The sequence below is a fragment of the Xylanibacter ruminicola genome (genome assembly GCF_900142525.1).
Classification (GTDB): domain Bacteria; phylum Bacteroidota; class Bacteroidia; order Bacteroidales; family Bacteroidaceae; genus Prevotella; species Prevotella ruminicola_A.
The window spans coordinates 113,671-130,417 of the sequence record NZ_FRBD01000011.1 but is presented as its reverse complement, the minus strand read 5'-3'; the positions used below and the strand labels follow the sequence as shown (position 1 = coordinate 130,417).

At 45.3% G+C, this 16,747-nt stretch carries 13 protein-coding genes and 1 tRNA gene; 6 read left to right on the top strand and 8 right to left on the bottom strand.

From position 1 onward, the window contains the following. The gene (locus tag BUB86_RS08635; RefSeq protein WP_073208423.1) at positions 1-1,248 is read left to right on the top strand and encodes a DUF1015 domain-containing protein; all 1,248 of its coding nucleotides are present in this window, start codon (positions 1-3) and stop codon (positions 1,246-1,248) included. Between the two features lie 4 nt (positions 1,249-1,252). Next, positions 1,253-1,525, top strand: a complete 273-nt coding sequence (locus tag BUB86_RS08630; protein WP_073208421.1) for a TIGR03905 family TSCPD domain-containing protein — start codon at positions 1,253-1,255, stop codon at positions 1,523-1,525. 51 nt (positions 1,526-1,576) lie between these two features. On the opposite strand, the gene BUB86_RS08625 is transcribed toward BUB86_RS08630, so the two are convergent. The 4 genes from BUB86_RS08625 to BUB86_RS08610 form a co-directional block, all read right to left on the bottom strand. Then, positions 1,577-1,664: transfer RNA gene (locus BUB86_RS08625), tRNA-Ser, on the bottom strand. Positions 1,665-1,753: 89 nt separating this feature from the next. After that, positions 1,754-2,338, bottom strand: coding sequence for an IMPACT family protein (locus tag BUB86_RS08620; RefSeq protein ID WP_073208418.1), 585 nt, complete (start codon positions 2,336-2,338; stop codon positions 1,754-1,756). 133 nt (positions 2,339-2,471) lie between these two features. Next, positions 2,472-5,753: a carbamoyl-phosphate synthase (glutamine-hydrolyzing) large subunit gene (gene carB / locus BUB86_RS08615; RefSeq protein WP_073208414.1), complete on the bottom strand. Its 3,282-nt coding sequence runs from the start codon at positions 5,751-5,753 to the stop codon at positions 2,472-2,474. 156 nt (positions 5,754-5,909) lie between these two features. Next, positions 5,910-6,419 carry a hypothetical protein gene (locus BUB86_RS08610; protein ID WP_139261529.1) on the bottom strand — a complete coding sequence of 170 codons (510 nt, stop codon included), beginning with the start codon at positions 6,417-6,419 and terminating at the stop codon, positions 5,910-5,912. A 132-nt stretch (positions 6,420-6,551) separates the two neighbouring features. On the opposite strand from BUB86_RS08610, the gene BUB86_RS08605 reads away from it, so the two are divergent. Beyond that, on the top strand, positions 6,552-8,972 hold the full coding sequence (locus tag BUB86_RS08605; RefSeq protein ID WP_073208474.1) for an ATP-dependent helicase: 2,421 nt from the start codon (positions 6,552-6,554) through the stop codon (positions 8,970-8,972). Positions 8,973-9,045: 73 nt separating this feature from the next. On the opposite strand, the gene BUB86_RS08600 is transcribed toward BUB86_RS08605, so the two are convergent. The 4 genes from BUB86_RS08600 to recQ all read right to left on the bottom strand — a co-directional run bounded on the left by BUB86_RS08600 (position 9,046) and on the right by recQ (position 13,498). Then, positions 9,046-9,171, bottom strand: coding sequence for a dehydrogenase (locus BUB86_RS08600; protein ID WP_073208409.1), 126 nt, complete (start codon positions 9,169-9,171; stop codon positions 9,046-9,048). 9 nt (positions 9,172-9,180) lie between these two features. Continuing rightward, positions 9,181-10,686: a DUF4270 domain-containing protein gene (locus tag BUB86_RS08595; RefSeq protein WP_073208406.1), complete on the bottom strand. Its 1,506-nt coding sequence runs from the start codon at positions 10,684-10,686 to the stop codon at positions 9,181-9,183. Between the two features lie 32 nt (positions 10,687-10,718). Further along, a complete protein-coding gene (locus BUB86_RS08590) occupies positions 10,719-11,528 on the bottom strand; it encodes a glycogen/starch synthase (protein WP_073208403.1) in 810 nt (269 codons plus the stop codon). 146 nt (positions 11,529-11,674) lie between these two features. Further along, on the bottom strand, positions 11,675-13,498 hold the full coding sequence (gene recQ, locus BUB86_RS08585) for a DNA helicase RecQ (RefSeq protein ID WP_073208401.1): 1,824 nt from the start codon (positions 13,496-13,498) through the stop codon (positions 11,675-11,677). A 116-nt stretch (positions 13,499-13,614) separates the two neighbouring features. Here recQ and BUB86_RS08580 point away from each other — a divergent pair, with 116 nt between their 5' ends. Genes BUB86_RS08580 through BUB86_RS08570 form a run of 3 tightly spaced genes read left to right on the top strand, consistent with a single transcriptional unit; the run spans position 13,615 to position 16,697 of the window. Continuing rightward, positions 13,615-14,094 (top strand): helix-turn-helix domain-containing protein, encoded by a 480-nt coding sequence (locus BUB86_RS08580; protein WP_073208398.1) that lies wholly within the window; start codon positions 13,615-13,617, stop codon positions 14,092-14,094. 55 nt (positions 14,095-14,149) lie between these two features. After that, entirely contained in the window at positions 14,150-16,057 is a 1,908-nt protein-coding gene (locus BUB86_RS08575; RefSeq protein WP_073208395.1) for a dipeptidyl-peptidase 3 family protein, read from the top strand. A gap of 25 nt (positions 16,058-16,082) precedes the next feature. After that, positions 16,083-16,697 carry a DNA alkylation repair protein gene (locus tag BUB86_RS08570; protein ID WP_073208391.1) on the top strand — a complete coding sequence of 205 codons (615 nt, stop codon included), beginning with the start codon at positions 16,083-16,085 and terminating at the stop codon, positions 16,695-16,697. Positions 16,698-16,747 lie beyond the last annotated feature (50 nt).

The window sequence follows — 16,747 nt, the reverse complement described above, 5'->3', positions numbered from 1 at the left end:
ATGGCTATCATCAAACCATTTAAGGGTATCCGACCACCTAAGGAGTTGGTCGAGAAGGTAGAATCGCGTCCATACGACGTGCTCGATTCAGAGGAGGCTCGCGCTGAAGCTGGCGATAATGAGATGAGCTTGTATCATATCATTAAGCCTGAGATAGATTTTCCCGTAGGCACCTCTGAGTACGATCCACGCGTATATGAGAAAGCTGCCGAGAACTTCCAGAAGTTCCAGGATAAGGGCTGGCTGGTACAGGATGCCGATGAGCATTACTATATCTACGCTCAGACCATGAACGGTAAGACTCAGTACGGACTGGTGGTTGGCGCTTATGTAGACGACTACATGAAGGGCAACATCAAGAAGCATGAGCTGACACGCCGTGACAAAGAAGAGGACCGCATGAAGCACGTTCGTGTGAACAATGCCAACATCGAGCCCGTATTCTTTGCTTATCCTGATAATGCTGTACTCAACGAGCTGATTATGCGCTATGCTGCTACTGAGCCCGAGTATGATTTCATTGCACCAATCGATGGTTTCCGCCATCAGTTCTGGGTGATCAACGACGATAAGGATACAAAGGTTATCACTGAAGAATTTGCTAAGATGCCAAGTCTGTATATCGCTGACGGACACCATCGTAGTGCTGCTGCAGCACTGGTTGGTGCTGAAAAACAGAAGCAGAACCCCAACCACAACGGTACAGAGGAGTACAACTACTTTATGGCCGTTTGCTTCCAGGCATCTCAGCTCACCATCCTCGACTACAACCGCGTGGTGAAGGACCTGAACGGTCTCTCATCAGAGGAGTTCCTGGCTTCACTGCAAGTGAACTTCGAGGTTGAGGATAAGGGTACTGAAATCTACAAGCCCCAGCAGTTGCACGAGTTCTCACTCTATCTGGATGAGCATTGGTATAGCCTGAAGGCTAAGGAGGGTACATACGATAATTCTGATCCTATCGGAGTGCTGGATGTTGACATCTCAAGTCGTCTGATTCTGGATGAGATCCTGAATATCGGTGACTTGCGTTCATCGCAGCGTATCGACTTCGTTGGAGGTCTGCGTGGTTTGAAAGAGTTGAAGCGTCGTGTTGACTCTGGCGAGATGCGTGCTGCATTGGCTCTCTATCCTGTATCTATGCAACAGATTATGGATATTGCTGATAGTGGTAAGATTATGCCTCCAAAAGCTACATGGTTTGAGCCAAAGCTGCGCTCAGGTCTGGTTATCCACAAACTGAGCTAAGCCCATGAAGACAAAGCATGTACAGTATCAGACTCAAGGCACATGTTCGCAGCTGATTGACGTAACTGCCGATGAGAACAATGTGATTCAGCAGGTGTTCTTCCTTGGTGGATGCAATGGCAATCTGCAAGGTATCAGTCAGTTGGTGCGCGGACAGAAAATTGACGATGTAATCCCAAGGATTAACGGCATTCGCTGTGGAGCAAAGAATACTTCGTGCCCCGATCAGCTATGCAGAGCGCTAGAACAACTGAAGAACGCGCCACTTGAGGACTAAATAAAAAGAAGAAAGGCTCATCGAAATGATGAGCCTCTTCTTTTGTCTTAGCGGAAGGTGAGGGATTCAAACCCCCGATACCCGAAAGGGGTATACCGGATTTCGAGTCCAGCGCGATCGATCACTCTGCCAACCTTCCAGTAGGTTTCCTTGAAACCGGATGCAAAGGTAATGCATTTTTATGAAACCACCAAAATTATTTTGGAAAAAATTGCCTAACGATGACTTTTATTCAAAAGAAAGCTTTTTCAATCGGCTTTTTAGTTGCTCAGCCTCGCTTTTCCGGATGCTGAGCTTGATTTCGCAAGTGTTATCGTAGGTTTGCGAAACAATGTGCGGCTGCATTTCCTTCACAATGCGCATCACGTCGTTCATCATGGGGTAGGCGAACGAATAGGTGATGATTTCCTCAACCTGACGCGTCTCAATCTCAGAGTGGGCCAAGGCATCGGCAGCTGCTTCGCGATAGGCTACTATCAACCCTGATGTGCCAAGGTTTACACCACCATAATAGCGCACCACTACAATCAGAATATCAGTGAGCTCATTTGAGTTGATTTGTCCGAGTATGGGCTTGCCTGCCGTACTCGATGGTTCACCATCGTCGTTAGCCCTGAACTCGAGTCGCTCTGCACCAAGCATATAGGCATAGCAAACGTGACGGGCATCGTAGTACTTCTTACGATAGCCTGCTATCAGGTCTTTGATTTCATCAACCGTCTGCACATGATGAGCGAAGGCAAGGAACTTGCTACGCTTTTCAGTGTAGTAACCCTCGCCTCCGCTTTTTATTGTTTTGAATTCGTCTATCATTTTTAGAAGTTATCGGCCTTCGGCCTCGGAAGTTAAAGGGGAGTTAAAGGGAAGTTAAAGGGACATGTGTCTGTTCGCAGAGTATTGTCCCTTACACTTCTTTTTCACTTCCTTTCCATTCCCTTCTATTCCTTTAATTATTGTACTCCTGCCAAGACTTAATCTTCACATCATCCAGACCAATGGCTGTAAAGGCCTCGATAAATGCTTTGGCCAGACGAACGTTAGTCATCAATGGGATGTTGTGGTCGATGGCACCACGACGAATCTTATATCCGTTGGTGAGCTCACGGCTGGTGTGGTTCTTTGGAACGTTGATGACCAGTCCAACCTTGTGCTGAGAAATCAAATCCATTACATTGATTGAACATTGACCATTGACCATTGAACATTCTTCATCAGGCCATGCTACGGTGATAGCCTTCACGCCATTATCATTGAAGAACTTGGCTGTACCAGCGGTAGCATAGATGGTGTAGCCCTTCTTAGCCAACTGCTGTGCAGGCTCAAGCAGACTTACCTTACCCTTGGCACCGCCAGAACTGATGAGTACGGCATCCTTAGGAATAGAGTAGCCTGTAGCAATGAGCGAGTTGAGCAGAGCCTCGTTCAGGTCGTCGCCCAAGCAACCAACCTCACCAGTAGAGCTCATATCTACACCCAGCACTGGGTCGGCATTCTGCAAGCGAGCGAATGAGAACTGGCTGGCTTTTACACCAATACGATCGATATCGAACTCGCTCTTATCAGGCTTCTGATAAGGAGCATCGAGCATAATCTTGGTGGCAGTCTCGATGAAATTGCGCTTCAGAATCTTAGAAACGAATGGGAACGAACGGCTGGCACGCAGGTTACACTCAATTACCTTCACCTCGCGGTTCTTAGCCAGGAACTGGATATTGAATGGGCCGCTGATGTTCAGCTCGGCTGCTATTTTGCGGGCTATTTTCTTGATCTGGCGGATGGTAGAGAAGTAGATGTTCTGGGCTGGGAATACCATAGTGGCATCGCCTGAGTGAACACCTGCATACTCCACGTGCTCCGAGATGGCATATTCAATCACCTCACCCTTATCGGCCACGGCATCGAACTCAATCTCCTTAGTCTCGGTCATGAACTTAGACACTACAACAGGGAACTCCTTAGAAACCTCGGTTGCCATGTTGAGGAAACGGTGCAGCTCTTCTTCATCGTAGCAAACGTTCATGGCTGCACCTGAGAGTACGTAAGATGGACGAACCAGAACAGGATAGCCCACCTTGGCCACGAAATCCTTCACATCATCAAACGATGTCAAAGCTTGCCATGAAGGCTGGTCGATACCCAGCTTATCGAGCATGGCCGAGAACTTATCACGATTCTCTGCACGGTCGATATCTACTGGCGATGTGCCGAGTACGGGAACACTCTGGCGATGTAGCTTCATAGCCAGATTGTTTGGAATCTGACCACCTACAGATACGATGACACCACGAGGCTGCTCCAGGTCGATTACATCGAGCACGCGCTCCAGCGAGAGCTCATCGAAGTACAGACGGTCGCACATATCGTAGTCGGTAGATACGGTCTCTGGGTTGTAGTTAATCATGATACTCTTGTAACCCAGTTTGCGAGCAGTGTTGATGGCGTTAACTGAACACCAGTCGAACTCTACACTCGAACCAATGCGGTAGGCACCAGAGCCGAGTACAACCACCGACTTCTCGTTGTTATAATAATTAATATCGTGCGCGGGTACATATTTCTCTCCTTCAGCATTACCAAATGCTGGTACATGGGTATAAGTGAAGTAGAGATAGTTTGTAAGCTCAGGATGCTCAGAAGCTACAGTTGGGATACGCTTTACTGAAGGCACGATACCCTTCTGCTGGCGATATTTGCGAACAGCCAGATTCTCCTTTTCCATATTGCCACCCTGTGGCTTCAGTACGAAGCGGGCTATCTGGAAGTCGCTGAATCCGCAACGCTTCACTTCAAGCAACAGCTCATCAGGAAGCTCCTCCAACTTGTTGTACTTCAGCAGTTCGTGCTTCAGGTCAACAATATGCTTCAGGCGCTCCAGGAACCATACGTCGATCTTGGTGAGCTCCTCGATACGCTCGATGGTGTAACCCTCTTCCAGAGCCTGAGCGATGGCAAAGATACGCAGGTCGGTTGGGTTGGCCAGCTCCTCGTCGAGGTTGTCGAACTTGGTGTGGTCGTTGCCCACGAATCCGTGCATGCCCTGACCAATCATACGCAGGCCCTTCTGAATCATCTCCTCGAACGAGCGTCCGATTGACATGATCTCACCAACCGACTTCATCGAAGAACCAATCTGACGGCTCACGCCTGCAAACTTTGTGAGGTCCCAACGTGGAATCTTACAGATCATATAGTCGAGCTGTGGAGCTACGTAAGCACTTGATGTGGTGCCCATCTCGCCAATCTGGTCAAGGGTGTAGCCTAGAGCTATCTTAGCTGCTACGAATGCAAGGGGGTAGCCAGTGGCCTTAGAGGCCAGAGCAGAACTACGGCTCAAGCGAGCATTGATTTCGATAATACGATAGTCGTTAGTCTCAGCATTGAATGCGAACTGAATGTTACACTCGCCCACGATGCCCAGATGCTTTACACACTTGATGGTGATATCCTGCAGCATCTTAACCTGCTCTTCGCGAAGCGAACATGTAGGAGCCACAACGATTGACTCACCAGTATGGATACCCAGTGGGTCGAAGTTCTCCATCGAGGCCACGGTGAAACAACGGTCGTTAGCATCGCGGATGCACTCAAACTCTATCTCCTTCCATCCCTTCAGGCTCTCTTCAACCAGAATCTGTGGAGCAAAGGTAAAGGCCGACTCAGCCAGTTCGATAAACTTCTTCTCGTCAGGACAGATACCAGAACCGAGACCTCCCAGAGCGTAAGCAGAACGGATCATGATGGGGAATCCTATCTCGTGCGCAGCCTTCAGCGCATCCTCCATCGACTCTACAGCGTGAGATACAGGCACCTTGAGGTCAACCTCACCAAGCTTCTTAACAAACAGGTCGCGGTCTTCAGTGTTCATGATAGCCTCTACGCTTGTACCGAGCACCTCAACGCCATACTCCTTCAGTGTTCCGTTCAGGTAGAGTTCAGTACCGCAGTTCAGCGCAGTCTGTCCGCCAAATGCCAGCAGAATTCCGTCTGGGCGTTCCTTCTTGATGATCTCAGTCACAAAGTGAGTGTTCACAGGCTGGAAATACACCTTGTCTGCGATACCCTCGCTAGTCTGGATGGTAGCGATGTTAGGGTTTACGAGTACACTTTTGATACCCTCCTCACGCAGTGCCTTCAGCGCCTGTGAGCCAGAATAGTCAAACTCACCAGCTTGTCCGATTTTCAAGGCACCCGAGCCGAGTACCAACACTTTTTTCAGTTCTTTTTTCATATCTGTATTGGGTTTATTTTGAGTTACTGTTAATCGGCTGCAAAGTTACGAATAATAATTCAATCCTCCAAATTCTGCCCCGCCGTAAAGTGTTAAAAAGTGGGCTCACTTTCTTAAAAAATGAGCCCACTTTATAAAAAGGTGATGTTTATGCAATTACTCGTAATAGGTAATGGTGCGAGTCATTTCCATATCCTGCCCCATCATGTTAGTTTTGCGGCTTATCCAGTTACCCTTATCATCAAACTTGTAGTCGGTGAATGGGGTCTCTACGTCCTGGCCCATCATGTTCATCTTCTGAGCCTTAACCAGTCCTTTCTCATCGTAAACGAGGGTAGTCTTGATCTGCTGCCCAGCAGCATCGATAGTCTGAGAAATCAGCTTGCCATTCTCCCACGCAAACTTAATGGTTGCAGTCTGCCCCATGATGCTCATCGTAGCCTCCTGAATGTAGCCATTCTCATCGTACTTGGCATCAGTCATGCCTTCCTGTTTCATCTTGCCATCCTCGGTAAACTCTGTGTTGCGTGGCATACCCATCACGCTCATGCTGATAGACTTTACCTTGCCCTGAGCCTCGTTGGCTTCAACGTCGTGGAATTTTGTCTGAGCCTGCATTGCAACTGTCATTGCCAGTGCTGCAAAAATCATTGTAAGTTTCTTCATCATTTTAAAAGTTTTTATTGGTTGCACAATAGTTGATAAAACTTGTGCAAAGATACAACTTTTTTTTAGAATCCATCAAAAAAATCAAAAAAATATATGTATCTTTGCATCTGCAATACAAGAATGGTGTACATGAATAGTGATATATTAACACAATTGAATGAAAGTCAGCGCGTTGCGGTGGAATACTGCGATGGTGCATCGCTGGTGATAGCGGGAGCTGGATCGGGTAAAACGCGAGTGCTAACATATAAAATAGCTTGGCTACTGCAGCAAGGCATGGCCCCATGGCAGATACTGGCACTAACCTTTACCAACAAGGCTGCGCGAGAGATGAAAGAGCGCATAGGTCGACTTGTTGGCGAGGAACAGGCACGATACCTGCAGATGGGTACATTCCACAGTGTGTTTGCGCGCATACTGCGGGCAGAGGCTGACAAATTAGGTTATAACTCGAACTTTACCATCTACGACCAGACGGATGCACGATCGTTAGTAAAGACGATAATAAAGGAGATGGGGCTGGATGATAAGGTGTACAAGCCTTCATCGGTAGCCGATCGTATCTCGCTGGCTAAGAACCACTTACTTCTGCCTCAGGCTTATCAGCAGAGTGCGTGGGCAAGCGATGATGCCAGCCAGAAGCGTCCCCAAGTGGCTAATATATATAATAGGTACGCGGAGAGATGCCGACAGGCGAACGCAATGGACTTTGACGATTTGTTGGTTCAGACATGGGTCTTGTTCAAGAATCATGAAGAAATCCGCCAGAAATACGTCGAAAAATTCCATTTTGTGCTTGTTGATGAGTACCAGGATACCAACTTTGCCCAACAGCAAATAGTTTATCAGCTGACTAAAGAACGGCAGAAAGTGTGCGTGGTGGGCGACGATGCGCAGAGCATATACAGCTTCCGTGGGGCGAACATAGATAACATACTGAACTTCCAGAGCTTGTATGACAACGCTAAGCTGTTTAAACTGGAACAGAACTACCGTTCGACACAGCTGATAGTGCAGGCGGCCAACTCGCTCATCAGGCGTAATGAACGCCAGATACCAAAGAACGTGTTCTCGAAAAACGAGCATGGCGAGCGCTTGCAGCTAAAGCCTGCCTACAGCGACAGGGAAGAGGCGATGATTGTGACGCAGGATATTAAGCGACTGAAAGCTAACGACCGCTGCAGCTGGAGCGACTTTGCCATTCTGTATCGTACGAACTCGCAGAGCCGAAGCTTTGAGGAGCAGATGCGTAAAGACGGTATTCCGTATCGTATTTATGGCGGATTGAGCTTCTATCAGCGCAAGGAGATAAAAGATGTGATAGCCTATTTCCGCTTGATTGCTAACCCTAACGATGAAGAGGCGTTTAAACGTATCATCAACTATCCGGCTCGTGGTATAGGTGATACTACTGTTGGTAAAATCATCCAGACGGCTCAGCAGTATGGTGTAAGTTTGTGGCAGGTTATCAAGGAGCCCGTGCTATTCCCGATGGATGTGAGCAAGGGCACTATGACTAAGATACAGAACTTCCGACAGCTGATTGAGGGGTGGATTGACCGTATCCAGACAGAGGATGCCTACCAGCTGGGTCATGATATCATCATGAATTCTGGTATCAGCAAGGATATATATAGTGGAAGAAATCCTGAGGACATATCGCGCCAGGAGAACCTTGAAGAGTTTCTTAGCGGTATGCAGGACTTTGTAGAAAGTCGACGCGAGGAGGATATGGGTGATGAAGTATATATGCCTGACTTCTTGCAGGAGGTAGCATTGCTTACTGACTTGGATAGCGACGATGGCGACTCGAACGATAAGGTGGTATTGATGACAATTCATGCCGCTAAGGGATTGGAGTTCCCAACAGTTTTTGTAGTTGGTCTCGAAGAGAATATCTTCCCATCGCCCATGTGTACCAACTCCTTACGAGAGCTTGAAGAAGAGCGTAGATTGCTATATGTGGCCATCACGCGCGCAGAAAAACATTGCATATTGACTTGTGCACAGAATCGATTCCGTTATGGACGTATGGAGTATGATACGCCATCGCGCTTTATCCGCGATATCGATCCTGACCTGCTGGAGGTTCATGGCGAAGCGGGTGGGGCAGACACAGCTAGCAGAAAGCCTTATAATCGCTACGATGGCGGTACATATGGCACAGGAAATACATGGGGTGGTAACAGTCGTAGCAGATATCAGAGCGAAGGCCCCGAATGGATGCAGAATCCAAGACCAGTAGCCACACAATTCAAGGCCGATCCTAAGCCGAGGGTGGTAGCACCTCGAAAGCCTGAAAAGCCCGTTGATCCATTCGGCCCCAACTTTAAGCGTGTGTATAATGCCGTAGCGCCGCGCCCGATGGCAACGGCCCCAAGTTCCAGCGATTTGCATGAAGGTGCTAAGATTGAGCATATGCGTTTTGGTGTAGGTACCGTAGTTCGCATAGAAGGTACAGGCGAGAACACCAAGGCCACTGTAGAATTCATGAATGCCGGTACCAAGCAGCTGTTATTAAAGTTTGCTAAGTTTAAGATTATTAAATAGAAAAGAGAGGTAGAATATTACCTCTCTTAGATTATCACCCAGGCTTACGCCGCCCCTCGATTAACGAGGGTGCTCAAACATCATCGGGTCGCTCTATATTTCGGGGTTTAGCCTTGGGTAAGTGCTTCTTTTTTCGGATCCAAGCCGCCTTGCGTGCCTCGTAATCCTCATGATGTTTCTCTAGATATCCGTCGGCCATAATTTGTTGTTACTCTTTAAACTTGGCATATATCACCTGAACCTCAATCGGCTTATCTGCTCCACCAACTAGTTTAGTGCTCGAAAGTCCCATATTGTTGTATATGGCCGAGATGGTAGACGAGGTGTTGCCATAATAGTCGGTACTGGTAGAGGTTGCTGCAGCTATAGGCACCAGCACTACCTTATTCCAATCAGGGTGATTAGCTACCCAGTTAGCATCGTTCTTCAGTCCATTGGCCTTTTGCTGAGCCATCAATGTAATAATGTTACCTATATTGCTGAAGGTATATACATTTGTAGTACCAAGTGATGCAAGGAATGATCTCTTGTAATCATACATTGTCTTGTTCTCAAAGAACGAATACAAGCTGTCTTTCTGCACCATTAAGATATTTGATGGAGTAGTGAGAGGCTTTTCGCCTGTTTGTATATTATGATTCTCTCGCTGGAAACTTATACTAACTGATAGCAAAGAGTCAGTTGAATGGGCCTGCGATATCTCATCTACGGGCAGCGTAACTTCAGTAAAAATACCAGCAGGCGACTTGAGATAAGTGCAGCTGTTGTCATCAACCAGCTGCTTTAGTGCAGCCTTGTTGTTAGTTACATGCGCTGTTTGCAGTACCTCGGGAGTAGACGACAGATAGATTGAGGTAATAGCCTCGGTAGTATCATTCTGGAACTTATAGAACATCTGTAAGTCTATCTCCATAATGTTGGCCATTACACCTAAGCCATCGGTTATCTCAAAATTGAATCCTGGACATACATTATGAACAAACCTGTATGAATTTGTAAAATACTCAGGGTGCTCATAATAAGAGCGTATAATGTAAGTACCGTAGTTGTTATACGTTTTACCGTTTTTAGCGGTATAAGGTATATTCAGAGGGATCAGTATTCTGTCATAGTATCCGCTATCGCTCGATGTACCCTGCTTACTGATATTATTCTGCAGGCTCCACAGATTACCATCAGTCAGCTTCAGATCTCGAACCGTGAACATCTTGTTAACTTTTAGTCCATCGTTACGAATATATCCGTTCGATTTCAAATCGAAGTTGCTATAGTGGGTGTACTTGTCGTCGATAGGAGAGTCTAGTTCGGATACACGCATTTTCATGGCTGCTAACGTATCTCCAAAGGACTTAGGATATTTTACATACATCGAAATGTAGCATGAATCAGCTACAACTTCACCATCAACCTTGCTAAGAATCTTATCCTTGCTTGGCAGGAAGAATCCCTCAATCATGTTAAACTGAGCCATCATGTCGCTCTTAACATAAGTCTTAGTCTCTGGGTCTTTTACCATTCCAAAGTAGTAGTCAGTATTTCTGGTATACACCGAGTCGGCCAATATTGATCTGGAAGTAGCGTTGTATACACCTGTTGAATATACCAGCTTATCAGTTTCGTTGGTAATCGATGATCCGATAATGCCAGTATCTTCAGTACAAGAAATCACCGCCATTGCCGTTGCTGCAATCGCTGTAAACAATCTTAGTTTCATGTATGAATCGTATATTTATCTTATTTCAAATTTTATTCGCCAGCATAAAGCGACTCGTAGAATGCTTCGTAAGCATCAGCAAAGTCCTCGTTATATCCGAGCAACGGCACATTCTTGGCTGTAGCAAAATCAAGCAACTGCTTATCTACATTTGGAGCAGCCTGAATAACGCCATCACTATATGCGATTGCCAGCTTATTGAGCTCGTCAAAATCAAACTTATCCTTATAATCGCCTAACAATGATGCCTTGGCATCGCGGAACTCAAGGAACTGCTTGAAGTCATCGCCGAAATCCTTTTCGATGTTTTTGTCATACAACGAAGTAACAACCTTGGTTTCTGCAAACGATGGTTCATCGCGGTAGGCTGTCTTGACATAGAATGGTACAACACCGCTCATCCAACCCTGACAGTGAATGATATCGGGTACCCAACGCAGTTTCTTAACCGTCTCAAGCACACCACGTGCAAAGAATATTGCTCGTTCACCATTATCGTCGTACTCAACACCGTTTTCATCACGTTCTATCAGGCGCTTGCCAAAGTAATCATCATTATCAATGAAATATACCTGTACGCGAGCTGACTGGATAGATGCTACCTTGATGATCAAGGGGTGATCGGTATCGTTAATGATAAGGTTCATTCCCGATAGACGAATGACTTCGTGCAACTGACCTCGACGCTCATTGATGTTACCCCACTTAGGCATGAAGGTACGGATTTCGTGACTACGTTCCTGCATAACCTTAGGAAGGTCTTTTCCCATGAGCGACAATGCGTTGTCGGGGACGTAAGGAGTGATCTCCTGATTGATAAATAATATCTTCTTTTTAGCCATCTTAGATGAATTTACAATGCAAAGGTACTAATTATTTTGCACAAAAATGCCAATCTGTGCTCGTTTTTAGCAAAAAGTGACACTTTTAGCCCGATTTTTTAGTTTATTTTTGCCTTTTACCAATATATTAAGGTGTAAAAATGCACTTATACGTACTTTTTGATTAGTTCTACAAATCGCGTGCCGTACTTGCCTTTTTTGTGCTCACCTATTCCTGCTACATTGCCAAATTGATCGAGCGAGGTTGGCTTGATGGTAGCCAGAGAGTGTAGCACCTTGTCGCTGAAAACAATGTAAGGTGGAAAGCCTTCTTCTTCGGCACAAACTTTTCGTAGTTGACGTAGAGCTTCGAACAATTTCGGATCTTCGACACCAGTAGTCGGTGGCAGTCCGGGAATCGTTATCGTTGGAATCTCCAGTCTTAGTTTCGGCTTCTTTTTCGGCTCTTCTTTAGCACTATGATCAATCACACATAGCTCTGCCGTTTTTCTACCGAAAAGCACATCGTTGCCAATATCTGTTACTTTTACTTTGTTTCCGTCGTTATATGCTATCTCTATGAATCCCATCTGAAGCATCTGCAATAGATAGTCTTGCCAATCGTTCAAACTCAAATCGCGACCTACACCGAAGGTCTTCAGCTGGTCGTAACCGTTTCGAACAACACTTGGCGAGCGCATGCCTTTAAGAATCTCAACGATAGTAGAAACTCTGATCTCCTCGTTGGTGCGTTTGGCTGCACTTAGAGCCATCTGGACATATTTTGTACCGTCGAATCGTCTGGGCGGATTGTCGCATATATCGCAGTTTCCGCAGTCATGATCTGTCTGCTCGCTGAAGTAGTTAAGCAATATTCTGCGGCGACAGACACTCGACTCTGCGTATTCCTGCATACGCTTCAATTTTCCCATATTCACCTCCTGCTGCCCGCTTTGGCGCGCAAATTCGGTAAGCTGTATTATATCGGCTAGCGAATAGAACAACACAGTATCAGCTGGTGCACCATCACGGCCTGCACGGCCAATTTCCTGATAGAAACTCTCAATGCTTTTAGGCATATTAAAGTGTATCACCCAACGAACATTGCTCTTGTCGATTCCCATTCCGAACGCGATGGTAGCGCATACTACCAGTAGCTGATCGTTCTTAAACTGCTCTTGAGTCTGGCTTCGCTCCAGATTTGATAATCCTGCATGATAAGCAGCTGCATTAATGCCTATTTTACGCAGGTCGGCAGCTACTTTCTCGGTAGTTTTGCGGCTCAGGCAATATATAATTCCCGCATCGTTTGGACGTGCCTTGATAAAGTTTTGGATAAAATGCATCTTCTCTGCATTCTTATAGCCTCTCTTTACCGACAGACTGAGGTTGGGACGATCAAAACTAGACACAAATTCGCGCGCGTTCTTTAATTTAAGTTGCTCTATGATGTCATGTCTGGTTATTTTGTCGGCTGTGGCTGTCAATGCCATGATAGGAACATTGGGAAATCTTTCGCGAAGTATGCCAAGTTGGGTGTATTCTGGTCTGAAATCGTGCCCCCATTGGCTGATACAATGAGCTTCGTCGATTGCAAAAAGCGATATATTGAGATTAGGAAGCAAATAATCCAATTCTGCCAATAGTTTTTCGGGAGATATGTAAAGTAGTTTTATCTGTCCGGCTACGCATTTCCTGCGTATAATGGTGTCGATTGATGGGTCGTTTCCACTATTCAACGCTTCTGCTTCAATACCATTCGAACGGAGCGTCTCAACCTGGTCTTTCATTAAGCTGATTAATGGAGAAATTACTATCGCAATTCCTGACATTGTGAGTGCTGGAATCTGATAGCAAATACTCTTTCCTCCACCAGTTGGCATCAGTACCAGAGCATCGTTTCCCCCGATGACATGCCTGATAATTTCTTCTTGGTTCTCGCGGAAAGAATTATATCCGAAATATTGTCGTAAAACGCTAAAAATATCCATAAATATCTAAATTTTGTGCAAAGGTACTACATTTTTTACAATTTTTCTTCTAAAACCCTTGTTAATTCAAAAAAACTTTCTAAATTTGCACATCAATAAAATATTCACAAACGCAAATGGCAAAGTACAACATTATTGAAAAGAAGGAAAAAGAAGCTGCTTACAGAAGTTTGGTAAGCCCCAAGATGATGGATGAGATGCAGGAAAAAATCATGAACATCATCGTTATGCAGAAGAAGTATCGTGATAAGGATTTCTCAGCTAAAAAACTGGCAGAAGAATTAGGTACTAATACACGTTACATCTCGGCAGTAGTCAATGTGCGTTTTCATATGAACTATACATCATTTGTAAACAAGTACAGAATTGATGAGGCTATGACTATCCTTGTTGATAAGCGTTTTCAGGATTTACGCATGGAAGAGGTAAGCGATATGGTGGGTTTTGCTAACCGTCAGTCGTTCTATGCTTCTTTCTATAGAGTTATGGGCATGACCCCTCGAGATTATCGCATGCAGCACCTTAAGCAGCATCCTGCAATGAAGGCTACTGCTGCAAAGCGTGGACGTAAACCAAAGACAGAGAAAAAAAACTGAGAAGAAGTAATCCGTGGAATTTAACTATCAAAACGAGTGTTTTGCTGACTTGCAAATGCTCAGGTATCGTTTAAACGGATTTGAAAAGCTTTCATTACAACAGAAAAAATTAGTTTATTATCTGTCGAAAGCAACCCTGTTTGGACGAGACATAACATTCGATCAGTTTGGAAAATACAACCTCCGCATCCGCAAGATGTTGGAGGTTGTATATGTTGATATGAACATATCGCATGACACCGATGAATTCAGGGCTCTTGAGATATATCTTAAGCGCGTGTGGTTCTCAAGTGGTATACATCATCACTATGGTTGTGAGAAATTCAAACCAGACTTTACGGCCGATTATCTACGTGATGCACTCCATAGGGTAGACCCATGTAAGTTGCCGTTGAAATCTGGCGAAACCATCAATGAGATGTGTGATGAACTATTCCCTGTAATATTCGATGAAGAAGTAATGCCCAAGCGTGTTAATCAGGCTGATGGTGAGGACTTGCTACTTACATCGGCATGCAACTTCTACGATGGCGTTACTCAAGTCGAAGCTGAAGCTTTCTACGATGGCATGAAACAATCTGAAAAGAACCCAGATACGCCGCCATCATATGGGCTTAATTCTACTTTAGTAAAGGAGAATGGCGAAGTTAAGGAGATGGTTTGGAAAGCTGGTGGCAAATATTCAAATGCTATATACCATATTATATATTGGTTGGAAAAAGCAAGGGATGTAGCTGAGAATGAACAGCAGAAGAAAGTGATTTCTGAACTTATAACTTATTATAATACAGGAGATTTGTATACTTTCAATAAATATTGTATTGAATGGTTGAAAGAGCACGATTCTACTATTGATTTTATTAATGGATTCATCGAAGTATATGGCGACCCCCTTGGCTTAAAAGGTTCTTGGGAAGGTCTTGTAGAATACATCGACGAAGATGCCACGCATCGCACTCAGACCATCAGTAAGAATGCACAGTGGTTCGAAGATCACTCACCAGTCGATCCACGATTCCGCAAGCCTGTTGTCAAGGGTGTTTCGGCCAATGTTATCTGTGCTGCTATGCTTGGCGGCGATGAGTATCCTGCTACGGCTATAGGTATCAATCTGCCTAATGCCGACTGGATCAGGGCTCAGTACGGCAGCAAGAGCATTACCATCAGCAATATTACCGATGCTTATAACAAAGCCTCTCGTGGTAGTGGATTCAAGGAAGAGTTTGTTATCAATCAGGAAACGCTCGATCTGATCGAGAAATATGGCGATGTGTGCGATGATTTGCATACCGACCTCCATGAGTGCTTAGGACATGGCAGTGGTCAGTTGTTGCCTGGTGTAGATCCTGATTCGTTAAAGGCTTATAGCAGCACTATCGAGGAAGCTAGGGCAGACCTTTTCGGTCTTTATTACATTGCTGACTCTAAGTTGGTTGAACTGGGACTTGTTCCCGATGAAAAGGCATATCAGTCGCAATATTACACCTATATGATGAATGGACTGATGACCCAACTCATCCGCATTACTCCTGGCAATCAGCTTGAAGAGGCTCATATGCGCAACCGTGCACTCATAGCACATTGGTGCTATGAGAATGGCGATGTTATCAAGATGACAAAGCGTGATGGTAAGACCTACGTTGAAATTACCGATTATCCAGGTCTAAGAGCACTTATAGCCCAACTGCTGGCAGAAATTCAGCGCATTAAGAGCGAGGGAGATTACGAGGCGGCACGCGTTTTGGTTGAGCGTTATGCTGTTAAGGTAGATGCCGATTTGCATGCAGAGATCTTGGATCGATATAAACGTTTGAATCTGGCACCGTATAAAGGCTTTATTAATCCTCAACTGTTGCCAGTTTACGATGAAAACAACGAAATCCGTGATATTCAGGTTAACTATGGCGAAAGTTATGCTCATCAGATGCTTCGTTATAGTGCTGAGTATGGAACTCTTATTTGATTGAACATTGAAGATTGAACATTGAATGGAGATTAAGGAACAGATAAAGGAGATCAAGCAATCATTCCGTCAGATGATGGACGGGATGGTTGCTACTTCTATGCGTCAGAAAGGACTGCAATATAAACTTAACTGGGGAGCTACATTACCCAGACTGAAGGCAAAAGCTGATGAAATCGGACAGAATTACGATTTGGCTATTGCGCTTTGGAAAGAAAACGTCAGAGAATGTAAGATTCTGGCTACAATGTTGATGCCGCCCGACAAGATGCTGCCCGAAGTAGTAGATATTTGGATGGAACAGACTGACTGCCAAGAGATAGCCGAGCAGGCAACGTTCAATCTTTATCAATATCTGCCTTATGCTCCAGATAAAGCCTACACCTGGATGGCATCTGATAAGGAGTTGTATCAGCTATGTGGTTTTCATGTCCTTTCGCGATTGTTTATGAATCATCAGGAGCCTAACGAACGCGGTATCAACGAGTTCATCGATCAGGCGTTGGCCGCCCTACAGGGCGATAGTCTGATGGTAAAAAAAGCCGCCATGAATGCCATGATGCGTTTTGCTGATCTTGGATTAGTATACGAAAGACTTGCAAAAAGTGCATTAAAACGAGCTAATTTGGATTTTTTATAGAGAATGTTTCTTTTATCTGACGGAAAATGTGTACCTTTGTGCGGTTTTCG